Raw genomic sequence first — 18,568 nt, 5'->3', positions numbered from 1 at the left:
AGCTGCTGATTCATAATGGTTTAACCCGAATTTAGGAGACCAGCGGCGCACACCGCTTGGTGTCTTTTGCTAGCGACGTGACTTACGGTAACAATCGGCCTATCCGGACCGTCCAGGGAGCTCCCACGCATGACGCCCCAGCAACGCATCCGCCTCGCCCGGCGCCATGCCGGCCTCTCCCAGGCCGCGCTGGCCGGTGCGATCGGCGTGCAGCGCAGTGCCGTCAGCCACTGGGAAACCAACAACGGCAAGCATCCGAGCGTGACCCACATGCGCGAGGTCGCGCTGGCCTGCGGCGTGCAGTTCGAATGGCTCGCGACCGGCCGCGGCAAGATGAGCCTGTCCAGCGATACGGCGCTGGACTCGGTCGCCGCGGCCGACGCCCTGCTGATCGAGGATCCGATCGAACTGCGCCTGATCCTCGCCTTCCGCGATGCGCCCACGCGCGCGCGCGCGCCGCTGGTGGAAGTGGTGGAGCAACTCGCGTCGCTGCGTACCGGCCGCAAGATCGGCAGCGCCCGCTGAGCGGACGCCCAGGTCGACCGGTGCGGCGCTGCCGCATGCGAACGGTCATCCGCGCCCGCTAGAGTCGCGGCTTCCTTGGGAGGGAGTCCTGCATGAAGCTGTCGATCCGTGGTGCCCGTTGCGGCGCCTTCGCCGCCGTGCTCGCGCTCACGCCGCTGGCGGCGTCGGCCGAGGTCTTCATCAACGAGATCCATTACGACAACAACGGTAGCGATACCGGCGAGCGCATCGAGGTGGTCGCCACGAATGGCGAAAGCCTGTCGGGCTATCGCCTCTATCTCTACAACGGCGCCACGCCGTCGGCCGCGACCTATTACGACAACGACCCGGTGCCCGCCGGCAGCACGGTGACCTGCGGCGGCAGCGTGCGCATCGCGACGCTGAGCTATGCCGCCAACGGCATCCAGAACGGTGCCAACGACGGCATCGCCCTGGTCAACGGCAACGGGCAGGTCGTGCAGTTCCTCAGCTACGAAGGCGCGATCACCGCGTCGAACGGCCCGGCCGCGGGCCGTACCAGCAGCAATCTGCCGGTGTCCGAAAGCGAATCGCCGTCGAACACCTCGCTGCAGCTCGGCGGCAGCGGCAGCGGCTATGCCAACTTCACCTGGCGCGCGTCGGCCACGCAGACCTTCGGCACCTGCAACAACGCGCAGAGTTTCACCGCGCCCAATCCGCCGCCGACCGTGGTGTCGACCTCGCCCGCCGACGGCGCCACCGGCGTCGCCGCCGCGACCGACATCTCCGTCACCTTCAGCGAAGCGGTGACGCTCACCAGCGGCGCATTCGCGCTGCAATGCACGCAGTCGGGCACGGTGCCGCTGACGTATCCGGCCAGCAGCACCGGATTCACCGCCACCACGGGCAAAACCCTCATCGGCGGCGAAACCTGCACGTTCACCATCGATGCGACCCGGGTGACCGACACCGGTGGCGCGAAGCTGGCGCAGAACAAGGTGGTGAATTTCACCGTCGCCGCGAGCGGCGGCACGGGCTACTACGCGCACGTCAATACCGGCAGCGCCAGCCAGCTGCGCTGTTCGCTGCACGAAACCATCAAGGATCACGCGGCCTATCCGTACAGCGGCGGCACCACCAATACCTGGAGCATCCTCGAGATCGCCGACGAGGATCCCGACAACGCCAGCCGCGTCCTCGACGTGTACCGCAACCGCAGCTACCTCAAGGGCAGCGAACGCGCGGGCACCGGTACCGGACTGACCTACAACCGCGAGCACACCTGGCCGAACTCGCTCGGCTTCGGCACGCCCACCGGCGACAAGGGCCTGCCGTATTCGCCCTACACCGACACGCACATGCTGTACCTGAGCGACACCACGTGGAACGCCGATCGCGGCAACAAGCCGTACGCCGACTGCACGCTCGCCGGCGGCTGCGGCGAACGCGCGACCGAAGCCAACAACGGCTTCGGTGGCGGCACCGGCGTGTACCCGGGCAATTCGAACTGGGTGAAAGGCCCCGACGGCAACAGCGGCTCGTTCCAGGTCTGGGGCCATCGCAAGGGCGACGTCGCGCGCGCGGTGCTGTACATGGCCATCCGCTACGAAGGCGGCGTCGACCGGAACGGGCAGAGCGAGCCCGACCTGGAACTGACCGACGATCGCAGCAGGATCGTGATCACCTCCGCCTCGCCGGCCTACATGGGCCTGCTGTCGACGCTGCTGGCGTGGCACCAGGCCGATCCGCCGGATGCGGCGGAGCGCGAGCGCAACGAGGTGATCTACAGCTTCCAGGGCAACCGCAATCCCTTCATCGACCATCCCGAGTGGGCGACGTCGGCCTTGTTCACTTCGACCAAGCCGGCCAGTTGCCAGTTGAACTGACGCTCCGGCCATGGAGGCAGGAAAAGCCCGGGGCCTGCCCGGGCTTTTTCGTTGTTGCGGCAAACCAGGCGCCGGACCCCCGCCGGTACAATTGCCCGATGCCCGTCCTGCTCGCCTACAGCACCTGTCCCGACGCGGCGAGCGCCGAACGCATCGCGCAGGCGCTGGTCACCGAACGGCTCGCCGCCTGCGTGAACCGCGTTCCCGGCATCCGTTCCACCTATCGCTGGCAGGGCCAGGTCGAGGAGGCCGACGAGGTTCTGCTGCTGATCAAGACCACCGCCGATCGTCTGGAAGCGCTGACCGCGCGGCTGCGCGCCCTGCATCCCTATGAACTGCCGGAACTGGTCGCGGTCGAAGTCCGCTCCGGCCTCCCTGCCTATCTCGACTGGGTAACGGCGGAATCCGCCCCCCTGCCCGGTCCCGACGCCTGATCCGCATGAATTCTTCGCCTGCGCGCGTGCGCGCCCTGCTTCCCTGGTTCCTCGCCGTCGCCGCGCTGTGGGGCGCGGGCATCGCACCGACCCTGGCCGCCGCGCCCTCGTGCAAGGACGCCGACAACCTGTTGCCGGTCGAAGAGGCTTTCGTGCTCTCGGCGCAGGCGACCGCGGCCGACCGCATCGAACTGCGCTGGAAGATCGCCCCCGGCTGCTACCTGTACCGGCACCAGCTGCGGATCCAGGCGGACGCGGGCTTCGCCGCCGACGCGCCGCAGATTCCCGCCGGCGTGCCGCATACCGACGAGATCTTCGGCCGGGTCGAGACGTATCGCGAGGCGCTGATGGTCGTCGTGCCCGGCCAGGCGCGCGCGGCCTCGGCCACGCTCAAGGTGCGCTACCAGGGCTGCGCGGATGCGGGCATCTGCTATCCGCCGCAGACGCGCAATGTCACCGTCGCCTTGCCCGCGGCCGCCGACGAACCGGTGGTGGATTTCGGCCGCGGCAGCGCGCGTGGCGTGCCGCGGGGTGGCGGACTGCTCGGCAGCTCCGGTGCGGGCGCGATCGACGCCGAACCGCTGCCGCCGGAACAGGCCTTCGCGTTCGAGGCGATCGTCGGCGACGGCAATACGCTGCTGCTGCGCTTCACGCCGGCGCACGGCTATTACCTGTATCGCGACAAGACCTCGTTCCGGCTCGATGCGGCGGCGAAGGCGGGGATCGCACTTGCGGCACCGCGGTGGCCCGCGGGCACGCGCCATCACGACGAGCATTTCGGTGACGTCATCGTCTACTTCGACCAGGTCGACGTGCCCTTGCCCCTGCAACGCACGCGCGCCGATGCGGCGCGGGTGACGGTCAGCACAACCTTTCAGGGGTGCCAGACCGACGGCGTCTGCTATCCGCCGATGACGCGCGCGGTGACGCTGGACGTGCCGCGCGGCCGGATCACGCCGGCGAGCGCTGCAACGGGTGCGAACGATGCGGGCACCGCGACCGTCAGCGCAACCGACGCGTCGATCGCGGCAGCGCCGGGCACGCCTTCGTCCGACGGCACCGCATCGACGAAGGCGCCGGCGACAGCCGCGCCGACCCCCGCCCCGCCGCGCGGTGCGAACCTCACCCTGCTGTCTGCCCTGGCCCTCGCACTGCTGGGCGGGCTCGTGCTCAACCTGATGCCCTGCGTCCTGCCGGTGCTGTCGCTCAAGGCGCTGTCGCTGGCCGGCAACGGTGAGGATCCCGCCCGCGCGCGCCGGCATGCGCTCTGGTACACGGCCGGCGTGGTGCTCAGCTTCATGCTGCTGGGCGGCCTGGCGCTGGCGCTGCGGCAGGCGGGCCTGGCCCTGGGCTGGGGCTTCCAGCTGCAGCAGCCGGTGGTGGTTGCGCTGCTGGCGCTGCTCATGTTCGGACTGGGCCTGAGCATGTCCGGCGTGTGGCACGTCGGCGGCCGCTGGACCGGCATGGGCCATGCGCTGACCACGAAGACCGGCCCGCTGGGCGACTTCTTCACCGGCGTGCTGGCCGTGGTGGTGGCCACGCCGTGCACGGCGCCGTTCATGGGAGCCGCGCTGGCCTGGGCCTTCACCGCACCGGCGGGCGTGGCCCTGCTGGTGTTCCTGATGCTGGGCCTCGGCCTGGCCCTGCCCTTCCTCGTCATCGGCCTGGTGCCGGCGCTCGCGCACCGCCTGCCGCGCCCCGGAGCGTGGATGGAAACCTTCAAGCAGGCCCTCGCCTTCCCGCTCTACCTCACCGCCGCCTGGCTGGCCTGGGTGCTGGCGCGTCAGCGCGGCGCCGATGCCATGGGCTGGTGGCTGCTCGCCGCGGTGCTGCTGGCCTTCACGGCCTGGGCGTGGACGCGCGCCCGCACCACCGGCCACCGCTGGGCGCTGGTGGCGTCCGTGCTGGCCGCGGTCGCGCTGATCTGGCCGCTGCGCGCGATCCATACCCTGCCGCGTCCGTCGGCCAATGCCGCGATCTCCGCACCCAGCGAAGGCATCGTCGCGGTTCCCTTCTCCGAACAGCGCCTGGCCGACCTGCGCGCCGCCGGGCGCGTGGTCTTCGTCAACATGACCGCCGACTGGTGCGTGACCTGCAAGGCGAACGAACGCGCGGTGTTCCGCACCGACGGCTTCCGCGACGCGATGACGGCCGCCAACGCCGTGTACATGGTCGGCGACTGGACCGACGTCGACCCGGCGCTGACGGCGTTCCTGCAGCGTTACCGCGCGGTCGGCGTGCCGCTTTACGTGGTGTTTCCGCGCAACGGCGGCGAAGGCCGCGTGCTGCCGGTGGTCCTGACCGGCGACAGCGTGCGCGACGCGCTGGCCGAAGCGGCGAAATGAAATTCGGGCCGACCGCCAGGCTGCTCGGCGTCGCGCTCGTCGCCGGCGCGCTCGGCGTCGCGGTGGGCGTGTGGCGCAACGGCCCCAACCCCCTGCTGCACACCGAACTCGGCCAGCGTGCCCTGCAGGAAGCCCTGTCCGCCTCGGCACCCGAGCCGCCCGCTGGGCTGAAGATCGCCGAACGTGGCGCGATCCTGCCGACTTTCAGCGTCCCGGCTCTGGACGGCGGCGCCGTCACCCTGCCCGACGCCTATGCCGGCCGGCCGGTGCTGGTGAACGTGTGGGCCAGCTGGTGTGGCCCCTGCGTGAAGGAGATGCCCGAACTGGACCGCTTCGCCCGGAGCCAGGCGGCGAACGGCATGCAAGTGGTCGGCATCGCGCTGGACGAGCCTGAGGCCGTCCGCGCCTTCCTGCGGCGCGTCCCGGTCGCCTATCCGGTGCTCGTCGATGCCCCGGGACCCGGCGATGCCGGCGTGCGCCTGGGCAATCGCAAGGGCGTGCTGCCCTATTCGGTGCTGCTCGATGCGGACGGGCGCGTGCTGAAGCAGAAGGTCGGGCCGTTCGGGGAAGGGGAAATCGAGGGCTGGGTGCGGTGAGGGCCGCGCCGCCAGGAACGCGGCCCGCGATGATATGCGAGGCGCCGCAACTCGGGAGAATGATCGGCGTCCCTGGGCTCTTGCCTGCGGGCACCCTCCCCGGGTGCGGCCTTCGGCCTTACCCGGGCTACGCGATCTCCTGTTCAATGCGACCGCATGGGAAAAGCCCGTGCGTGTTGTGACCTGGCGCGCTGCGGCGCGCTGGGGATCCTTGTAGCCCTGGTCATTCGCGGCGCCCCTCTAGAGCGTCCACTCCAACAACTGCTTAACTCCCGACAACTTCGCCGATACGGTAGCGAACGTCTGGACACGCCGGCGCCCTTGGGCCACACTCGCGGCCTTCGCTTCCCGGACCCGCTTCCCCGCCATGGCCAAGTTGCTGGTCCTGCACGGCCCCAACCTCAATCTGCTCGGCACGCGCGAGCCCGAGGTCTACGGCCGCATGTCGCTGGCGCAGATCGACGCCTATCTCGCGCAGCTGGCGCAGAAGGCCGGGCATGAGCTGGCCAGCTTCCAGAGCAATGCCGAACACGAACTGGTCGATCGCATCCAGGCCGCCCGCGAGGACGGGACCCGCTTCATCGTCATCAATCCGGCCGCCTACACCCACACCAGCGTGGCGATGCGCGATGCGCTGGCGGCGGTGGGCATTCCCTTCATCGAAGTGCACCTGTCCAACCCGCACGCCCGCGAACCGTTCCGCCACACCAGCTACTTCAGCGACCTCGCGGTCGGCGTGATCGCCGGCTTCGGCGCCGACAGCTACCGCTACGCACTCGACGCGGCGCTCGCGCGGCTGGACTAGTTCCAGCGCGGCGAAGCCGCTTCCCTTTTTCCCATTCCGAGTACCAGAGGCCCACCATGGACCTGCGCAAGATCAAGAAGCTCATCGACCTGCTGGAAGAGTCGAACCTCGCCGAAATCGAGATCAAGGAAGGCGAAGAGTCGGTCCGCCTCGCCCGCGCCCCCAAGGGCGGTTTCGCGATGGCCGCGGTGCCCGCCATGCCGGCCGCGCCCGTCGCCGCCGCCCCGGTGATGCCGATGCACGGCCCCACCGAAGCCGCCAGCGGCGGCACGCCCAAGCCGGCGACCGACCTGCCGCCGGGTCACGTCGTGCGCGCGCCGATGGTGGGCACCTTCTACGCCTCGCCGGCGCCGGACAAGCCGCCGTTCGTGACCCAGGGCCAGTCGGTCAAGGCCGGCGAAACGCTCGGCATCATCGAAGCGATGAAGATGTTCAACCCGATCGAAGCCGACGTCGCCGGCACCATCGTCAAGGTCCTGGTCGAGAGCGGCCAGCCGATCGAGTTCGATCAGCCGTTGTTTGTGATCGGGTAAAGCGGGAACGGGGAAAAGGGAATGGGGAACGAAAGCTCCCCGCGGCCCTGCGTTCCCCACTCCCTCTTCCCTATTCCCGTTTTTTGAGAAGAGCCCCATGCTCGATAAAGTCGTCATCGCCAACCGTGGCGAAATCGCGCTGCGCATCCTGCGCGCGTGCCACGCGCTGGGCATCCGCACGGTCGCGGTGCATTCCACCGTCGACCGCAACCTCAAGCACGTCGCCATGGCCGACGAGTCGGTGTGCATCGGCCCTGCGCCGTCCACCGACAGCTACCTCAACATGGCGCAGATCATCGCCGCGGCCGAAGTCACCGACGCGCAGGCGATCCATCCCGGCTACGGCTTCCTGAGCGAGAACGCCGACTTCGCCGAGCGCGTCGAACAAAGCGGCTTCATCTTCATTGGCCCCAAGGCCGACACGATCCGCCTGATGGGCGACAAGGTCGAGGCGATCCGCGCGATGAAGTCGGCGGGCGTGCCCTGCGTGCCCGGTTCCGGCGGTCCGCTCGGCGACGACGCCGCGACCAACGTCAAGATCGCGCGCGAGATCGGCTACCCGGTGATCGTGAAGGCCGCCGGTGGCGGCGGCGGCCGCGGCATGCGCGTGGTGCACACCGAAGCGCACCTCAACGCGGCGATCCAGACCACCAAGACCGAGGCGAAGGCTGCGTTCGGCAACGACATGGTCTACATGGAAAAGTTCCTGGAGAACCCGCGACACGTGGAGATCCAGGTGCTCGCCGACGGCCAGGGCAACGCGATCCATCTGGGCGAACGCGACTGCTCGATGCAGCGCCGCCACCAGAAGGTCGTCGAGGAAGCGCCGGCACCGGGCATCACGCCCGAACAGCGCGCGGAAATCGGCAAGGTCTGCGTCGAGGCCTGCAAGCGCATCGGTTACCGCGGCGCGGGCACGTTCGAGTTCCTCTACGAGAACGGCCGCTTCTACTTCATCGAGATGAACACCCGCATCCAGGTGGAGCACCCGGTCACCGAACTGGTCACCGGCATCGACCTGGTGAAGGAACAGCTGATGATCGCGGCCGGCCACAAGCTGTCGATCAAGCAGGAGGACATCGTCCTCGACGGCCACGCGATCGAATGCCGCATCAACGCGGAAGATCCCGAGACCTTCATGCCCTGCCCGGGCCTGATCCAGCATTTCCACGCACCGGGCGGCCCCGGTGTGCGCGTCGACAGCCATATCTACGAGGGCTATCGCGTGCCGCCGAACTACGACTCGATGATCGGCAAGCTGATCGTGCACGGTCCCGACCGCAAGACCGCGATCGCACGCATGCGCGTGGCGCTGTCGGAAATGGTCGTCGACGGCATCAAGACCAACATCCCGCTGCAGCAGCGGATCCTGTCCGACGCCGGTTTCCAGCAGGGCGGACAGAACATCCATTACCTCGAGAAGCGGCTGAAGGAACAGAAGGAAAAGTCGATCTCGATGGCGTAAGCGACGGCAGCAGCTGTCCGCGAACCGAAGCGACCGAGCGTCGCTCCGGTCGCAAGGCAGACGCGGCAACAGGCAGGACGGAGGTCTCCCGCATGGACCTGCAGGTCTTCATCGGATTGAGTGTCGACAAGCGCCTGTTCGGCGGCCGCGATCCGTCTTCCGAAGCGCTGGAGGTCCTGCTGGAGCAGGCCTCCGGGCAATTCGCCCGGCATCTGGCCACGACCGTGGCGCAGCACGGCTCGCCGCTGCGTCAGTTCCATGCAACCTGTGGCCTGTTCGACGCGACCGACACCAGCGCTTCGCGCGCCCGGTTCCGCCGCCAGGGCGAGCAACTCGAACTCGAACTGGCCGTCGACTGGCAGCCTTGGCTCGACTGTTCCGCAGAGGAACAGGCCGGTTGCGTCGTCGAAAACGTGCAGCTGGCGCTGGCCAACGCGCTGGAGAACAAGCAGCAGCGCATCCTGGCCGACGCCTGCCGCGCGTTCCGGGCCGATTTCGATCTGGATGCGGCACTGGCCCAGCGACGCGCGTGGCTGGAGGGTGGGGATTAGGCGCCGGATAAGTTCATGGGGCGTTCCTGCGCTGGTTGCGTAGAAATCTCCTGGTTCTGCGCGCTTACGCTCCCTTCGACTTCGCTACGCGCCTACGCACAAGCGCAGCACGTCACTCGCTCAGTACCAAAAGCAGTTCATTGCGGGCGAACCAACGCCGCGTCTGCGCGCTGGGTGCACGCGCGCAGACTCCCACTGAGGAGCACAGGCACACAGACTCCGCTACGGAAATCCGCAAGACACCGTTCGCCCTGTGCGTAGCCAAGCGAAGTCGAATGGCCGCCCGGCTACCGGCGCACCAGCCGCGGCCCGCATTCCCACGAGCGGCGCAGATCCCAGCCCAGCGCGCCGCACCCACCCGGTGGGATAATGCGCGCCGGCTCACGCACCACGCCCTCATGCCCTTCCTCGAACTCTCCCTCCCCTGCACCGAAGCCCGGCAACCGCGTTACGAGCGTGCGCTGGAAGACGTCGGCGCGCTCGCCGTCACGCTCGCCGATGCGCACGCCGATGCGCCGGACGAACAGGCGATCTTCGAGCCCGGTGTCGGCGAACAACCGCTGTGGGGCGAGTTGATCCTGACGGCGTTGTTCCCCGAAGACACCGACGGCCTGGTGCTGCTGGCCGCCCTGGAGGCGTTCGACGAGGAACTCGACTGGACCCAGGCCCGCTTCCGCAAGGTCGAAGACCAGGACTGGGAACGCGCGTGGATGGACCAGTACGTGCCGCTGCGCTTCGGCGCCCGCACCTGGATCGTGCCCTGGAACAGCGAGCTGCCCGAGGAAGCAAAGGCCGACGACGCCGCGATCGTCCGCCTCGATCCCGGTCTCGCCTTCGGTTCCGGCACGCATCCCACCACCGCCCTGTGCCTGCAGTGGCTGGACGAACTCGCTTCGACCAATGCGCTGCAGGGACAGCGCGTGCTCGACTTTGGCTGCGGCAGCGGCATTCTGGCGCTGGCGGCCCTCAAGCTGGGTGCGGCGCGTGCGGTCGGCGTCGACAACGATCCGCAGGCGCTGATCGCCACGCACGACAATGCCGAACGCAACGACGTTGCCGACCGGCTCGACGTGCACCTGCCGCAGGACGAACCGACGGCCATGTATCCGGTGGTGGTGGCGAACATTCTCGCTTCGGCCCTGATCGCACTCGCCGACACGCTCACCGCACGCGTGGCCCCCGGTGGCGTGCTCGCCATGTCCGGCATCCTCGCGGGGCAGGAAGACGAAGTGATCGCGCGCTATGCGGGCGCCTTCGACGATCTGCGCGCCGAACGTCTGGAAGACTGGATGCGCGTCACGGGCGTACGCCGGCACGGCTGACCGCATGCACGCCGGCGTGCTTGAATAGGCCCATGTTCGTCGCCTGTCCGCACTGTGGTTTCCTGGTCGCCGCGCACGGCGGCGCGATCCAGCGTTGCCCGCGTTGCGGCAGCGCGATCGATCCCCGGCTCGCCCGGCCGCTGGCGCGCGACGAGGTGCCGGCACCGGTGCCCACTGCGGATGCGGCATCCGGCGACGACGCCTCGGCCGTAGAGGAGCAAGACGTCGTCGCCGCATCCGAAACGCAACCGCCGCGCCGCCGGCGCGCCGCGCACGCCCCCAGTTTCGCGCGGCGCCATGCGCCGGCACCGGTGCGTGCCACGCACTGGCGCAGCTGGCTGGTGATCGCCGCGCTGACGCTGCTGCTTTGCGTGCAGATCCTGCTCGCGCAGCGCGAGACGCTGGCGGCGGACGCGCGCTGGCGACCGCTGGTCGGCGGCGCCTGTTCGCTGTTGCGTTGCGATGTGCCCGCCTGGCGCGAACCGGCGGCCTTCACCATGCTCCAGCGCAGCGTGCAGCCCAAGGCGGGCGAACGCGGCGTGCTGCGCGTCAGCGCGAGTTTCCGCAACGATGCGCGCTGGGAGCAGCCGTGGCCCACCGTGCTGCTCACGCTGTCCGACATGGACGGACGACAGGTGGGATCGCGCGCCTTCGCGCCGTCGGACTACCTCCCCGCGGGCCAGGGCGGACGCATCGCGCCGGGACAGAGCGCGACCATCCAGCTCGACGTGATCGAGCCGGCGCAACAGGTCGTCGCGTTCACCTTCGACTTCATGTAAATCGCTTGCGCCGTTACAGCGGCGAACTGCGGCACCCACCGCAGTTCTTGTTGTTGCCTGCGACGCGCGCGCGCTAGACTCCCCCTCCCGCCGCACCGGCCCGCCGCCGGCGCGGCGGACGAATTCCGGGGGGAACCGCTTGAACGCCGCTGCCGATCGCCACGATCAACGCTCGAAACCGCGCCCCCCTCTGCGCGACCACGTTGCCACTTCCATCCGCCGCTATCTCGGCGACCTCAACGGCAGCGGTACCGAGAACCTCTACGAGATCGCCCTGCGCGAACTCGAGATTCCCTTGTTCATCGAAGTGCTCGCCCACTGCGACGGCAACCAGAGCCGCGCGGCGGCGATGCTCGGCATCCATCGCGCGACACTGCGCAAGAAGCTGCGCGAATACGGGCTGGACTAGAAATCAGCAGCAGGCACTAGGCGCTCGGCGCGAGCGACGGATCGGGCTGGTCCGTCGCCGGTCCCGTCGCGGCCGTCTGTTCCTGCGGCGGCGGCCGCGTATCCGCGGGCCGGGGTCCGGACGGGCGCACACCCGGTCCCGCATTCGGCAATTCGATTGTGAACGTCGCACCGCGATCGGGTTCGGCCTCGGCCCAGATCCGGCCACCGTGGCGCGTCACGATGCGATGCACGATCGCCAGGCCCACGCCGGTGCCTTCGAAATCGTCGCGCGCGTGCAGGCGCTGAAACACGCCGAACAGCTTGTCGGCATAGCGCATGTCGAAGCCCACACCGTTGTCGCGGATCCGGTAGCGGCTCACATCGCCGTAGGCTTCGCCGGTGATTTCGATGCGCGCCGCATCGCCGCGCGGGGCGCTGTACTTGAGCGCATTCGACACCAGGTTGACCCACACCTGGTGCAGCAACCGCGGATCGGCGTACGCCGACGGCAGTTGCCCCACCCAGACCTGCGCCTGCACGGTCTGCGCGCTGCCGGCTTCCAGCCGCGCGCTTTCGACGATGGCGTTCATGTCCACCGTGGTGCGCTGGACCTCGTTGCGGCCGATCCGCGAGAACGCCAGCAGGTCGTCGATCAGCAGCCCCATGCGCCGCGCGCTCTCGCTGATGGTGTCCAGGTAGCGGCGCGCGTCGCCATCGAGCCGGTCGGCCGCTTCTTCCTGCAGCATGTGGGCGTACCCATCGATGTGCCGCAGCGGCGCGCGCAGGTCGTGCGATACCGAGAACGAAAAGGCCTCCAGTTCGCGGTTGGCGGCTGCCAGCTGCGCGGTACGGCGCTCGACGCGATCTTCGAGCTCGGCGTTGAGGCGCCGGACTTCCTCTTCCACCCGGCTGCGCTCGGCGATCTCGCGTCCCAGTTCGGCGTTGGAAACCTCCAGCGCCCCCGTGCGGCGCTCGATTTCGGCGAGCATGCCGTTGAATGCATCCACCAGAACACCGACTTCGTCCCCGCTCATCTTCACGGCGCGGCGCGAGTAGTCCTTCTGCTCGACCACTTCGCGCGCGACGCCGGTGATGGCCAGGATCGGCTGCGTCACGATCCGCTGCAGGTAGCTGGACATGAGCAGGGCCACGAACATCGCGACCACCGCGACCAGGACTCCGATCAGCACGTAGTCGCCGGTGCGCTTGAGCATCTCGTAATCGGTGCGCAGATAAACGGTGCCGAGGATCTCCTTGTCGTTGACGATGCGCTGGTACAGCACCAGGCCGCGGCCGTCGATGCGTGTCCCCTCAGGTCCGGGCAACTTCGGGAAGCGCGCCTCAACGCCGGGCCGCGCATACGAGGCAAACAGGCCGCCGCGCGCGGTGTAGATCGCGGCTGCCTGCACCTGCGGGCGCAGGCGCAGCAGCTGCAGGTTCTCTTCGGCCACCTTGGGATCGTCGAAGGCGATCGCCGGCGCCGAGGCGCTGCCCAGCAGCGTCGCCTGCGTGGTGACGTCGGCGACCCAGGTGCGGTGATAGGCGCGCAGGTCGTACACGACGATGGTCACCAGGGCGACGACCAGCGCCGACAGGGTCGTCAGCAGGATCACCGCCATCAGCTTGCGCCGCAGTGAACCGGCAAGACCGAGCTTCATGGCGCTCCCTCCACGACGGTGCGTGCGACGGCGAGCAGGCGCGAACTGATCTTCAATCCGCTCGCATCGGCCGAAGGCAGCGCGACATCGAAGCGAACCTTGTTGGCCACGACGACGAAGTTGATCACGCTGCCGAGCCGGAGCCCGTCGTCCGTATCGGTGATGGTGAGGGCATGCCCGGTCCTGCCCGCCTCGATGGCCTGGGCCGCACGGCGCGCCTCCGACGCGCCGATGAAGACGATGTGCAATCCTGAAAGCGGATCACCGTGGCGCATTCGCTTCACGGCCACGCGGCGGCCGTCGATCGTATGCCCCTGCGAGATCCGCACGAGTTCCTGCGCGAGCGTGTCGTCGCCGACCACGCCGATCACCAGCGGGCTGTCCGGCGCATCGAAAGCCTGCGCGGGCCATTCGACGTAGTCGCCGAACTTGTACACGAAGGCGGCCTTCACCCGACTCTCGCTGGCCTGCAACTCGACCGGCGCCGCGATCGCTTGTGCGCTCGCGCTGTGCAACATCACCGCGAGCGCCAGCATTGCCACGGCGAGCCATCCTCCCACACGTGCGGTGCGCAGCTGGGGCGGAACAAGACGGTTCAGAACAGCCATCGGATACCCATCCGTACTTCGCGCTCGATCTGACTGGGAGCGGACCCTGCGTTGAACTCAACGTGGCGTGCGTCGAACAGGTTCTGCCCCGTCAACGAGAGCTCCAGCCGATCGTTCGCATGCCAGCCCAGCCGCATGTCGAATGCGGTATAGGCCGGAACCTGCGGCAGCGGCAGTTCGGCGACATGGCGGACGCTGGCATCCAGCTCCAGCCGGCCCGGCAGGTCCAGCGACGAGCGCATGATCCAGTGGTACTTCGGATCGTTTCCAGCCAGGCGCGGACCGGCCGGATCGGCGCTGCCGGCCTTCAGCCGCAGGTGCTGGTCCAGCCACGCCCCACCCGCGCTCAGGCGCCAGCGTTCGGTCACCTGCAGCGTCCCCCAGGCTTCGACGCTGGTGGCATCGCCTTCCATCTTGTTGCCGATGATGAAACGGAACGGCGCGATCTGTTCGATGCTGCGCAGCCGGTCGTAATCGTGGTGCGACACCGTCATCGCATAGGACAGCCGCGACGACGGCTGGAAGCGGTAACCCACCGAATACACGTTGGCCACTTCCGACTGGAAATCCGGCCCGCCCGCGAAAATGAAGGGCGGCTGCGACGGCCGGAAGAAATCGCGATCGAAGCGCGACGGCGTGCGCACGGCGCGCGCGGCCGAGAGCCACAGCAGCTGCGACCCGGTCGGCTTCCAGGTGAGCCGCAGGGTCGGCATCACCTCGGTGCCCGTGTAGGAATTGCGCTCGACGCGCAGCCCGCCGATGAGCCGCAGGCGGTCGTCGCGCAGTGCGAATTCGTCGCGGACGAACACGCTGGTCCAGCGCAGACTGCGCTCGGCCGGCAGAAAGGCGGTGAGGAGGGCGTTGTCGATGTCGTCGTTCGCGGCGCGGTGGTTGATGCCCCACACGATGGTCTGGCGCTGCAGTCCGCCTACCTCGTGCTGGAAGTCGACTTCGTAGATCTGCAGCCGCTGGCCGGCGTCGCCGACGAGGCGGTTGTCGACGTCGCGGTCGTTGCGATCGAAGTAGGCCTGCAACTGCGTCGCGCCGCCGGAGGCCAGCGTGCGGTTCCACCGCCCGAGCACGTTGGTACCGGCGATTTCCGTGTCGCCCGCCGGTCCGTCCAGGTCGCCGCGGTACGTGGCGCCCTGCACAGTGAAGCCGTCCGCCGCCGTGCCCCAGTCCGCGCGGAAGCCGATCTCGCCGCGATGCCAGGCGTCGTCCTGGCTCGCGCCGCCGGCCTGCTCCGTCGCGTCGCGCTCGAAGAACTTGCCGTAGATGCGATAGGAGGCGGCACCGGCGGTGCCGCCGTAACGCAGCGCGTAGTTGCGTTCGCGGTCGCCGGCGCTCGCGCCGAGCAGCGTGCCCTGCGTGTCCGACGCTCGTCGCGTGATGATGTTGATCACGCCGTTGACGGCGTTGGCGCCCCACAGGGTCGCGGCGGGACCGCTCAACACTTCGATGCGTTCCACGTCCTCCAGCATCACGTCGGGCGTATCCCAGAACACGCCGGAAAACAGCGGCGTGTACAGGATGCGGCCGTCCAGCAGCACCTGCAGCTTGTTGCCGGCGCCGTTGTTGAAGCCGCGCGAACTGATCGCGTAGAAGCTGGCACTGACGCGCGCGACTTCGAGATTGGGCGCCAGCCGCAACGCCTCCGGCAGGCTGGTGACGCCGGAGCGGCGGATGTCCTCGGCCGTGATCACGAACACCGACGCCGGCGCATCCGCGAGACGCTCGGCGTGTTTCGACACGGAGGTGATCTCGATGTCGCCCAGTTCTTCCAGACTGAAGTCGGCGAGGGTACCCGGGTCTGCCTGCCCGGCCATCGCGGGCGAAATGCCGATCAGCGCAATCGCGGTTGCGCAGCAACGTCCAAGTACACGGATCCGATTCGCCATCTGGCCGCCTCTTCCGTTAGGCCCACATCCCCGCTGCGGCGAGCGCGGCCAGCAATACGACCATTTCCGGCGCCTGTCAAATGGCCGAAGCCGCGCGCCGCCGGCACGCGACCCGCGGCCTCACGCCGGCAGCGAGAACCAGTAACGGGTGAAGTGGAAGAACACCGGCGCGGCGAAACACACCGAATCGAGCCGGTCGAGCATGCCGCCATGACCCTCGATCATGTGGCCCCAGTCCTTGATGCCGCGGTCGCGCTTGATCGCCGACATCACCAGACCGCCGTAGAAGCCCATCAGGTTGACCACCAGTGCCATGCCCGCCGCCTGCAGCGGCGTGAACGGCGTGATCCACCACAGGGCCGCGCCCAGCGCGGTCGCCGAGAGCACGCCGCCGACGAAACCTTCCAGCGTCTTCGACGGCGACAGCTTCGGCGCGACCAGGCGCCGGCCCGCGAGCTTGCCCCACACGTACTGCAGCACGTCGGAGGACTGCACCACGATCACCAGGAACGCGATCAGCAGCAGATTGCCGCCCCCGTAGCCGGGGATGCGCAGGTTGAGCAGCGCGGGCACGTGCGAGATGCAGTACACGCAGATCATCAGCCCCCACTGCACCTTGGCCGTGCGTTCCAGATAGCGCGTGGTGTCGCCGCCGGAGGTTGCCAGGATCGGCAGGAACAGGAATGCATAGACCGGGATCAGCAGCGTCGCCAGCCCGTACCAGCCGGTGTACACGAGCCAGTACTGCCACGGCAGCACCACGTAGAACGCCGCGACCAGCGCCCAGTAGTCGCCGCGCCGCGTCGGCGTGAGCGTGATGAATTCGCGCAGCGCGAACAGCGACACCAGTGCGAACAACACCGTCACGCCGATGCGCCCGAGCGCGAAGGCCGCGCCGACCAGCGCCGCCATCACCCACCATGCGCGGATGCGGGAGACGAGGTTGTCGATCACGCTGCTGGGCCTGCCGCGTGCGCGCCAGCGCAGGAACTCGGCGACCGCCGTCGCCACCACCAGCACCAGCGCGATGCCGAGGAACAGCCAGGTCATGCGCGAGCCGAACAGCCACAACTCGCGCTGCACCACGACGGGATCGTTCATGCGGCGGCCTCCTTCGCGGCATTGGCTTCGGCGAGGAATTCCGGCGGCGCCAGCGCCAGCAGCGCATCGCGCGCGCGTTGCAGGAACGCCGCCTTGTCTTCGCCCGCATGCAGGCGCAGCGGCACGCCGAACGTGGCCGTGCACAGCAGCGGCAACGGCAGCACGCGGCCCTTGGGCATCACCCGGGCCAGGTTGTCCAGCCACACCGGCACGAATTCGACCTCCGGCCGCTTGCACGCCAGGTGGTAGATGCCGCTCTTGAACGGCAACAACCCGCTCTCGCCGGGATTGCGCGTGCCTTCGGGGAACAGGATCAGCGAAGCGCCGCCATCGACCGCTTCGCACAGCGTGTCGATGGCATTGGTGTTGCGCCTGGCGGGATTGCGCTCGATCAGCAGGCCGTTGAAGACCGCGTTGATGATGTAACGGCGCAGCGCGTCGCGGTTCCAGTAATCCGCGCCCGCGACCGGGCGCACGCTGCGCCGCAGGGCCGGCGGCAGCGCCGACCAGATCAGCACGAAGTCGCCGTGGCTGGCGTGGTTGCCGTAATACACGCGCAGATCGTCGGAGGGCGCGCAGCCGCGCCACAGGCCGCGCGCGCCGGTGAGCGCACGGATGGTGAAGCTGATGGAACGGGCGATCAGTCCTTCGAGCATCGTTGCAGGTCCCGGTGGTCAGTTCGGCATGCGCAGCCAGTACAGCGTGTAACCCACGATCCACAAGCCGAGCCACAGCGCGAACACGCGGCGCTCGCCGAAACGCGGCGTGGCCCGGCGCGCGATCGCGTGCGCAAACAGGGCGAAGATGAGGAAGCGCGCACCGCGCGCGAGCACGCTCAGCGCCACGAACACCGGCAGGCTCACGAAGCCCGCCGCCTGCGCGGCATACAGCTTGTACGGCACGCCGCTGAAGGCACCCACCAGCGGCGCCCACACGCCCAGCTGCTGCCAGCGCGCGCCGATGCTGTCGATCAGAGCCGGGCTGATCGCCGGCAGGGCGTCGAAGACTGCGCGCACCGCCGCGGGATCGCGTGCACCCCACAGGTACACCAGCGCGCCGCCGGCCATCGCACCGACGATCGCATGGGCGATCGCCGCGAAGGCCTCGCGCCGCGAGCGCAGCGCCACGCGCGTGATCCACACATCGGGAATCACGAAGAACAGCGTCGCCTCGGCGAAGCCCCAAACCAGCGCAATGAGACGCCAGCGACGGAATGTGGATGCCGTTGCGCCGGCCGCGACCGCTGCGCTCATGCCGCGTCCCGGGCCTGGCGCAGGCCGGCGCGCACGCGGTTCACCACCGTGGCCGCGCACAACACGCACGCGACACCGAGCACGACGGCAATCCAGCGTCCGCCTGGCACGCCGCAGGCCAGCAACAGGCCGATGGCACCGACCACGAAGGCGCGATCGCTCTTTCCCATAGGCCCGTCGTAGCGGCGTTGCGCGCCGACCATCAGGCCGAGCACGCCGGCGTATTCGGTCAGCGCCGCCAGCAGCGCGAACAGCCACGGCAGCCATGCCGGCAGACCCGCGATCGCCAGCAGCGCGAGATACAGCGCGGCATCGGCGATCACGTCGCACAGTTTGGAGTGGCCCGGCTTCCACAGACACCTGAAAATGGGGACAACCCCGGAGGTGTTTGGATGGCAAGGCAGCGGTTCACTGCGGAATTCAAGCGAGAGGCGGTTCGGCTATTGGAGCGTGGCGACAAG

18 protein-coding genes and 1 pseudogene are annotated in these 18,568 nt (G+C 68.8%); 12 read left to right on the top strand and 7 right to left on the bottom strand.

Features of this window, described 5'->3' with window-relative positions; translation table 11 throughout:
* Positions 1–129 precede the first annotated feature (129 nt).
* The 12 genes from ACFPN1_RS15645 (at position 130) to fis (ending at position 11,608) form a co-directional block, all read left to right on the top strand.
* Positions 130–525: a helix-turn-helix transcriptional regulator gene (locus tag ACFPN1_RS15645; protein ID WP_386756133.1), complete on the top strand. Its 396-nt coding sequence runs from the start codon at positions 130–132 to the stop codon at positions 523–525.
* 92 nt (positions 526–617) lie between these two features.
* Positions 618–2,369 (top strand): endonuclease, encoded by a 1,752-nt coding sequence (locus tag ACFPN1_RS15640; protein WP_386756132.1) that lies wholly within the window; start codon positions 618–620, stop codon positions 2,367–2,369.
* 98 nt (positions 2,370–2,467) lie between these two features.
* The gene (gene cutA / locus ACFPN1_RS15635) at positions 2,468–2,803 is read left to right on the top strand and encodes a divalent-cation tolerance protein CutA (RefSeq protein ID WP_386756130.1); all 336 of its coding nucleotides are present in this window, start codon (positions 2,468–2,470) and stop codon (positions 2,801–2,803) included.
* A 26-nt stretch (positions 2,804–2,829) separates the two neighbouring features.
* The gene (locus tag ACFPN1_RS15630; protein ID WP_386756195.1) at positions 2,830–5,148 is read left to right on the top strand and encodes a protein-disulfide reductase DsbD family protein; all 2,319 of its coding nucleotides are present in this window, start codon (positions 2,830–2,832) and stop codon (positions 5,146–5,148) included.
* Positions 5,145–5,744: a TlpA family protein disulfide reductase gene (locus ACFPN1_RS15625; RefSeq protein ID WP_386756129.1), complete on the top strand. Its 600-nt coding sequence runs from the start codon at positions 5,145–5,147 to the stop codon at positions 5,742–5,744. Before ACFPN1_RS15630 ends, ACFPN1_RS15625 begins: the two co-directional genes overlap by 4 nt.
* Positions 5,745–6,111: 367 nt before the next feature.
* Positions 6,112–6,549, top strand: coding sequence for a type II 3-dehydroquinate dehydratase (gene aroQ / locus ACFPN1_RS15620; RefSeq protein ID WP_386756127.1), 438 nt, complete (start codon positions 6,112–6,114; stop codon positions 6,547–6,549).
* A 56-nt stretch (positions 6,550–6,605) separates the two neighbouring features.
* Positions 6,606–7,082: an acetyl-CoA carboxylase biotin carboxyl carrier protein gene (accB, locus tag ACFPN1_RS15615; protein ID WP_386756126.1), complete on the top strand. Its 477-nt coding sequence runs from the start codon at positions 6,606–6,608 to the stop codon at positions 7,080–7,082.
* 97 nt (positions 7,083–7,179) lie between these two features.
* Positions 7,180–8,547 carry an acetyl-CoA carboxylase biotin carboxylase subunit gene (accC, locus tag ACFPN1_RS15610; protein ID WP_386756125.1) on the top strand — a complete coding sequence of 456 codons (1,368 nt, stop codon included), beginning with the start codon at positions 7,180–7,182 and terminating at the stop codon, positions 8,545–8,547.
* A 92-nt stretch (positions 8,548–8,639) separates the two neighbouring features.
* Complete coding sequence (locus ACFPN1_RS15605; protein WP_386756124.1) at positions 8,640–9,098, top strand: hypothetical protein; 459 nt, start codon at positions 8,640–8,642, stop codon at positions 9,096–9,098.
* Between the two features lie 398 nt (positions 9,099–9,496).
* On the top strand, positions 9,497–10,420 hold the full coding sequence (prmA, locus tag ACFPN1_RS15600) for a 50S ribosomal protein L11 methyltransferase (protein WP_386756123.1): 924 nt from the start codon (positions 9,497–9,499) through the stop codon (positions 10,418–10,420).
* Positions 10,421–10,452: 32 nt separating this feature from the next.
* Positions 10,453–11,199, top strand: coding sequence for a DUF3426 domain-containing protein (locus ACFPN1_RS15595; RefSeq protein ID WP_386756122.1), 747 nt, complete (start codon positions 10,453–10,455; stop codon positions 11,197–11,199).
* A gap of 139 nt (positions 11,200–11,338) precedes the next feature.
* Positions 11,339–11,608 carry a DNA-binding transcriptional regulator Fis gene (gene fis, locus ACFPN1_RS15590; protein WP_386756121.1) on the top strand — a complete coding sequence of 90 codons (270 nt, stop codon included), beginning with the start codon at positions 11,339–11,341 and terminating at the stop codon, positions 11,606–11,608.
* A gap of 16 nt (positions 11,609–11,624) precedes the next feature.
* Here fis and ACFPN1_RS15585 read toward each other — a convergent pair whose 3' ends face one another.
* From ACFPN1_RS15585 to ACFPN1_RS15555, 7 genes and pseudogenes are all read right to left on the bottom strand, one after another.
* Positions 11,625–13,247, bottom strand: a complete 1,623-nt coding sequence (locus ACFPN1_RS15585; RefSeq protein ID WP_386756120.1) for a sensor histidine kinase, YfiR-like protein-associated — start codon at positions 13,245–13,247, stop codon at positions 11,625–11,627.
* Positions 13,244–13,855 (bottom strand): TOL_0243 family YfiR-like periplasmic protein, encoded by a 612-nt coding sequence (locus tag ACFPN1_RS15580; RefSeq protein ID WP_386756118.1) that lies wholly within the window; start codon positions 13,853–13,855, stop codon positions 13,244–13,246. The genes ACFPN1_RS15585 and ACFPN1_RS15580 overlap by 4 nt, the downstream gene beginning before the upstream one ends.
* Positions 13,843–15,681, bottom strand: a complete 1,839-nt coding sequence (locus tag ACFPN1_RS15575; protein WP_386756117.1) for a TOL_0244 family TonB-dependent receptor — start codon at positions 15,679–15,681, stop codon at positions 13,843–13,845. Before ACFPN1_RS15575 ends, ACFPN1_RS15580 begins: the two co-directional genes overlap by 13 nt.
* A gap of 192 nt (positions 15,682–15,873) precedes the next feature.
* Positions 15,874–16,854 carry a phosphatidate cytidylyltransferase gene (locus ACFPN1_RS15570; protein WP_386756116.1) on the bottom strand — a complete coding sequence of 327 codons (981 nt, stop codon included), beginning with the start codon at positions 16,852–16,854 and terminating at the stop codon, positions 15,874–15,876.
* Positions 16,851–17,510, bottom strand: a complete 660-nt coding sequence (locus tag ACFPN1_RS15565) for a lysophospholipid acyltransferase family protein (RefSeq protein WP_386756115.1) — start codon at positions 17,508–17,510, stop codon at positions 16,851–16,853. Before ACFPN1_RS15565 ends, ACFPN1_RS15570 begins: the two co-directional genes overlap by 4 nt.
* A gap of 18 nt (positions 17,511–17,528) precedes the next feature.
* Positions 17,529–18,107, bottom strand: a complete 579-nt coding sequence (locus ACFPN1_RS15560; protein WP_386756113.1) for a hypothetical protein — start codon at positions 18,105–18,107, stop codon at positions 17,529–17,531.
* Positions 18,104–18,445 (bottom strand): annotated as a pseudogene (locus ACFPN1_RS15555) (CDP-alcohol phosphatidyltransferase family protein); the annotation flags it as partial. The pseudogene ACFPN1_RS15555 and the gene ACFPN1_RS15560, both read right to left, overlap by 4 nt.
* Positions 18,446–18,568 lie beyond the last annotated feature (123 nt).

Source organism: Lysobacter yangpyeongensis (assembly GCF_042655745.1).
Classification (GTDB): Bacteria; Pseudomonadota; Gammaproteobacteria; order Xanthomonadales; family Xanthomonadaceae; genus Agrilutibacter; species Agrilutibacter yangpyeongensis.
The sequence above is the reverse complement of the archived record's forward strand: the minus strand, read 5'-3'. Positions and strand labels throughout refer to the sequence as shown.

Bases quoted from the DNA above. Each gene is read 5' to 3' on its own strand.
- ACFPN1_RS15645 (WP_386756133.1), top strand. From the start codon at position 130: ATGACGCCCCAGCAACGCATCCGCCTCGCCCGGCGCCATGCCGGCCTC.
- ACFPN1_RS15640 (WP_386756132.1), top strand. From the start codon at position 618: ATGAAGCTGTCGATCCGTGGTGCCCGTTGCGGCGCCTTCGCCGCCGTG.
- cutA (WP_386756130.1), top strand. From the start codon at position 2,468: ATGCCCGTCCTGCTCGCCTACAGCACCTGTCCCGACGCGGCGAGCGCC.
- ACFPN1_RS15625 (WP_386756129.1), top strand. From the start codon at position 5,145: ATGAAATTCGGGCCGACCGCCAGGCTGCTCGGCGTCGCGCTCGTCGCC.
- aroQ (WP_386756127.1), top strand. From the start codon at position 6,112: ATGGCCAAGTTGCTGGTCCTGCACGGCCCCAACCTCAATCTGCTCGGC.
- accB (WP_386756126.1), top strand. From the start codon at position 6,606: ATGGACCTGCGCAAGATCAAGAAGCTCATCGACCTGCTGGAAGAGTCG.
- accC (WP_386756125.1), top strand. From the start codon at position 7,180: ATGCTCGATAAAGTCGTCATCGCCAACCGTGGCGAAATCGCGCTGCGC.
- ACFPN1_RS15605 (WP_386756124.1), top strand. From the start codon at position 8,640: ATGGACCTGCAGGTCTTCATCGGATTGAGTGTCGACAAGCGCCTGTTC.
- prmA (WP_386756123.1), top strand. From the start codon at position 9,497: ATGCCCTTCCTCGAACTCTCCCTCCCCTGCACCGAAGCCCGGCAACCG.
- ACFPN1_RS15595 (WP_386756122.1), top strand. From the start codon at position 10,453: ATGTTCGTCGCCTGTCCGCACTGTGGTTTCCTGGTCGCCGCGCACGGC.
- ACFPN1_RS15585 (WP_386756120.1), bottom strand. From the start codon at position 13,247: ATGAAGCTCGGTCTTGCCGGTTCACTGCGGCGCAAGCTGATGGCGGTG.
- ACFPN1_RS15580 (WP_386756118.1), bottom strand. From the start codon at position 13,855: ATGGCTGTTCTGAACCGTCTTGTTCCGCCCCAGCTGCGCACCGCACGT.
- ACFPN1_RS15575 (WP_386756117.1), bottom strand. From the start codon at position 15,681: ATGGCCGGGCAGGCAGACCCGGGTACCCTCGCCGACTTCAGTCTGGAA.
- ACFPN1_RS15570 (WP_386756116.1), bottom strand. From the start codon at position 16,854: ATGAACGATCCCGTCGTGGTGCAGCGCGAGTTGTGGCTGTTCGGCTCG.
- ACFPN1_RS15565 (WP_386756115.1), bottom strand. From the start codon at position 17,510: ATGCTCGAAGGACTGATCGCCCGTTCCATCAGCTTCACCATCCGTGCG.
- ACFPN1_RS15560 (WP_386756113.1), bottom strand. From the start codon at position 18,107: ATGAGCGCAGCGGTCGCGGCCGGCGCAACGGCATCCACATTCCGTCGC.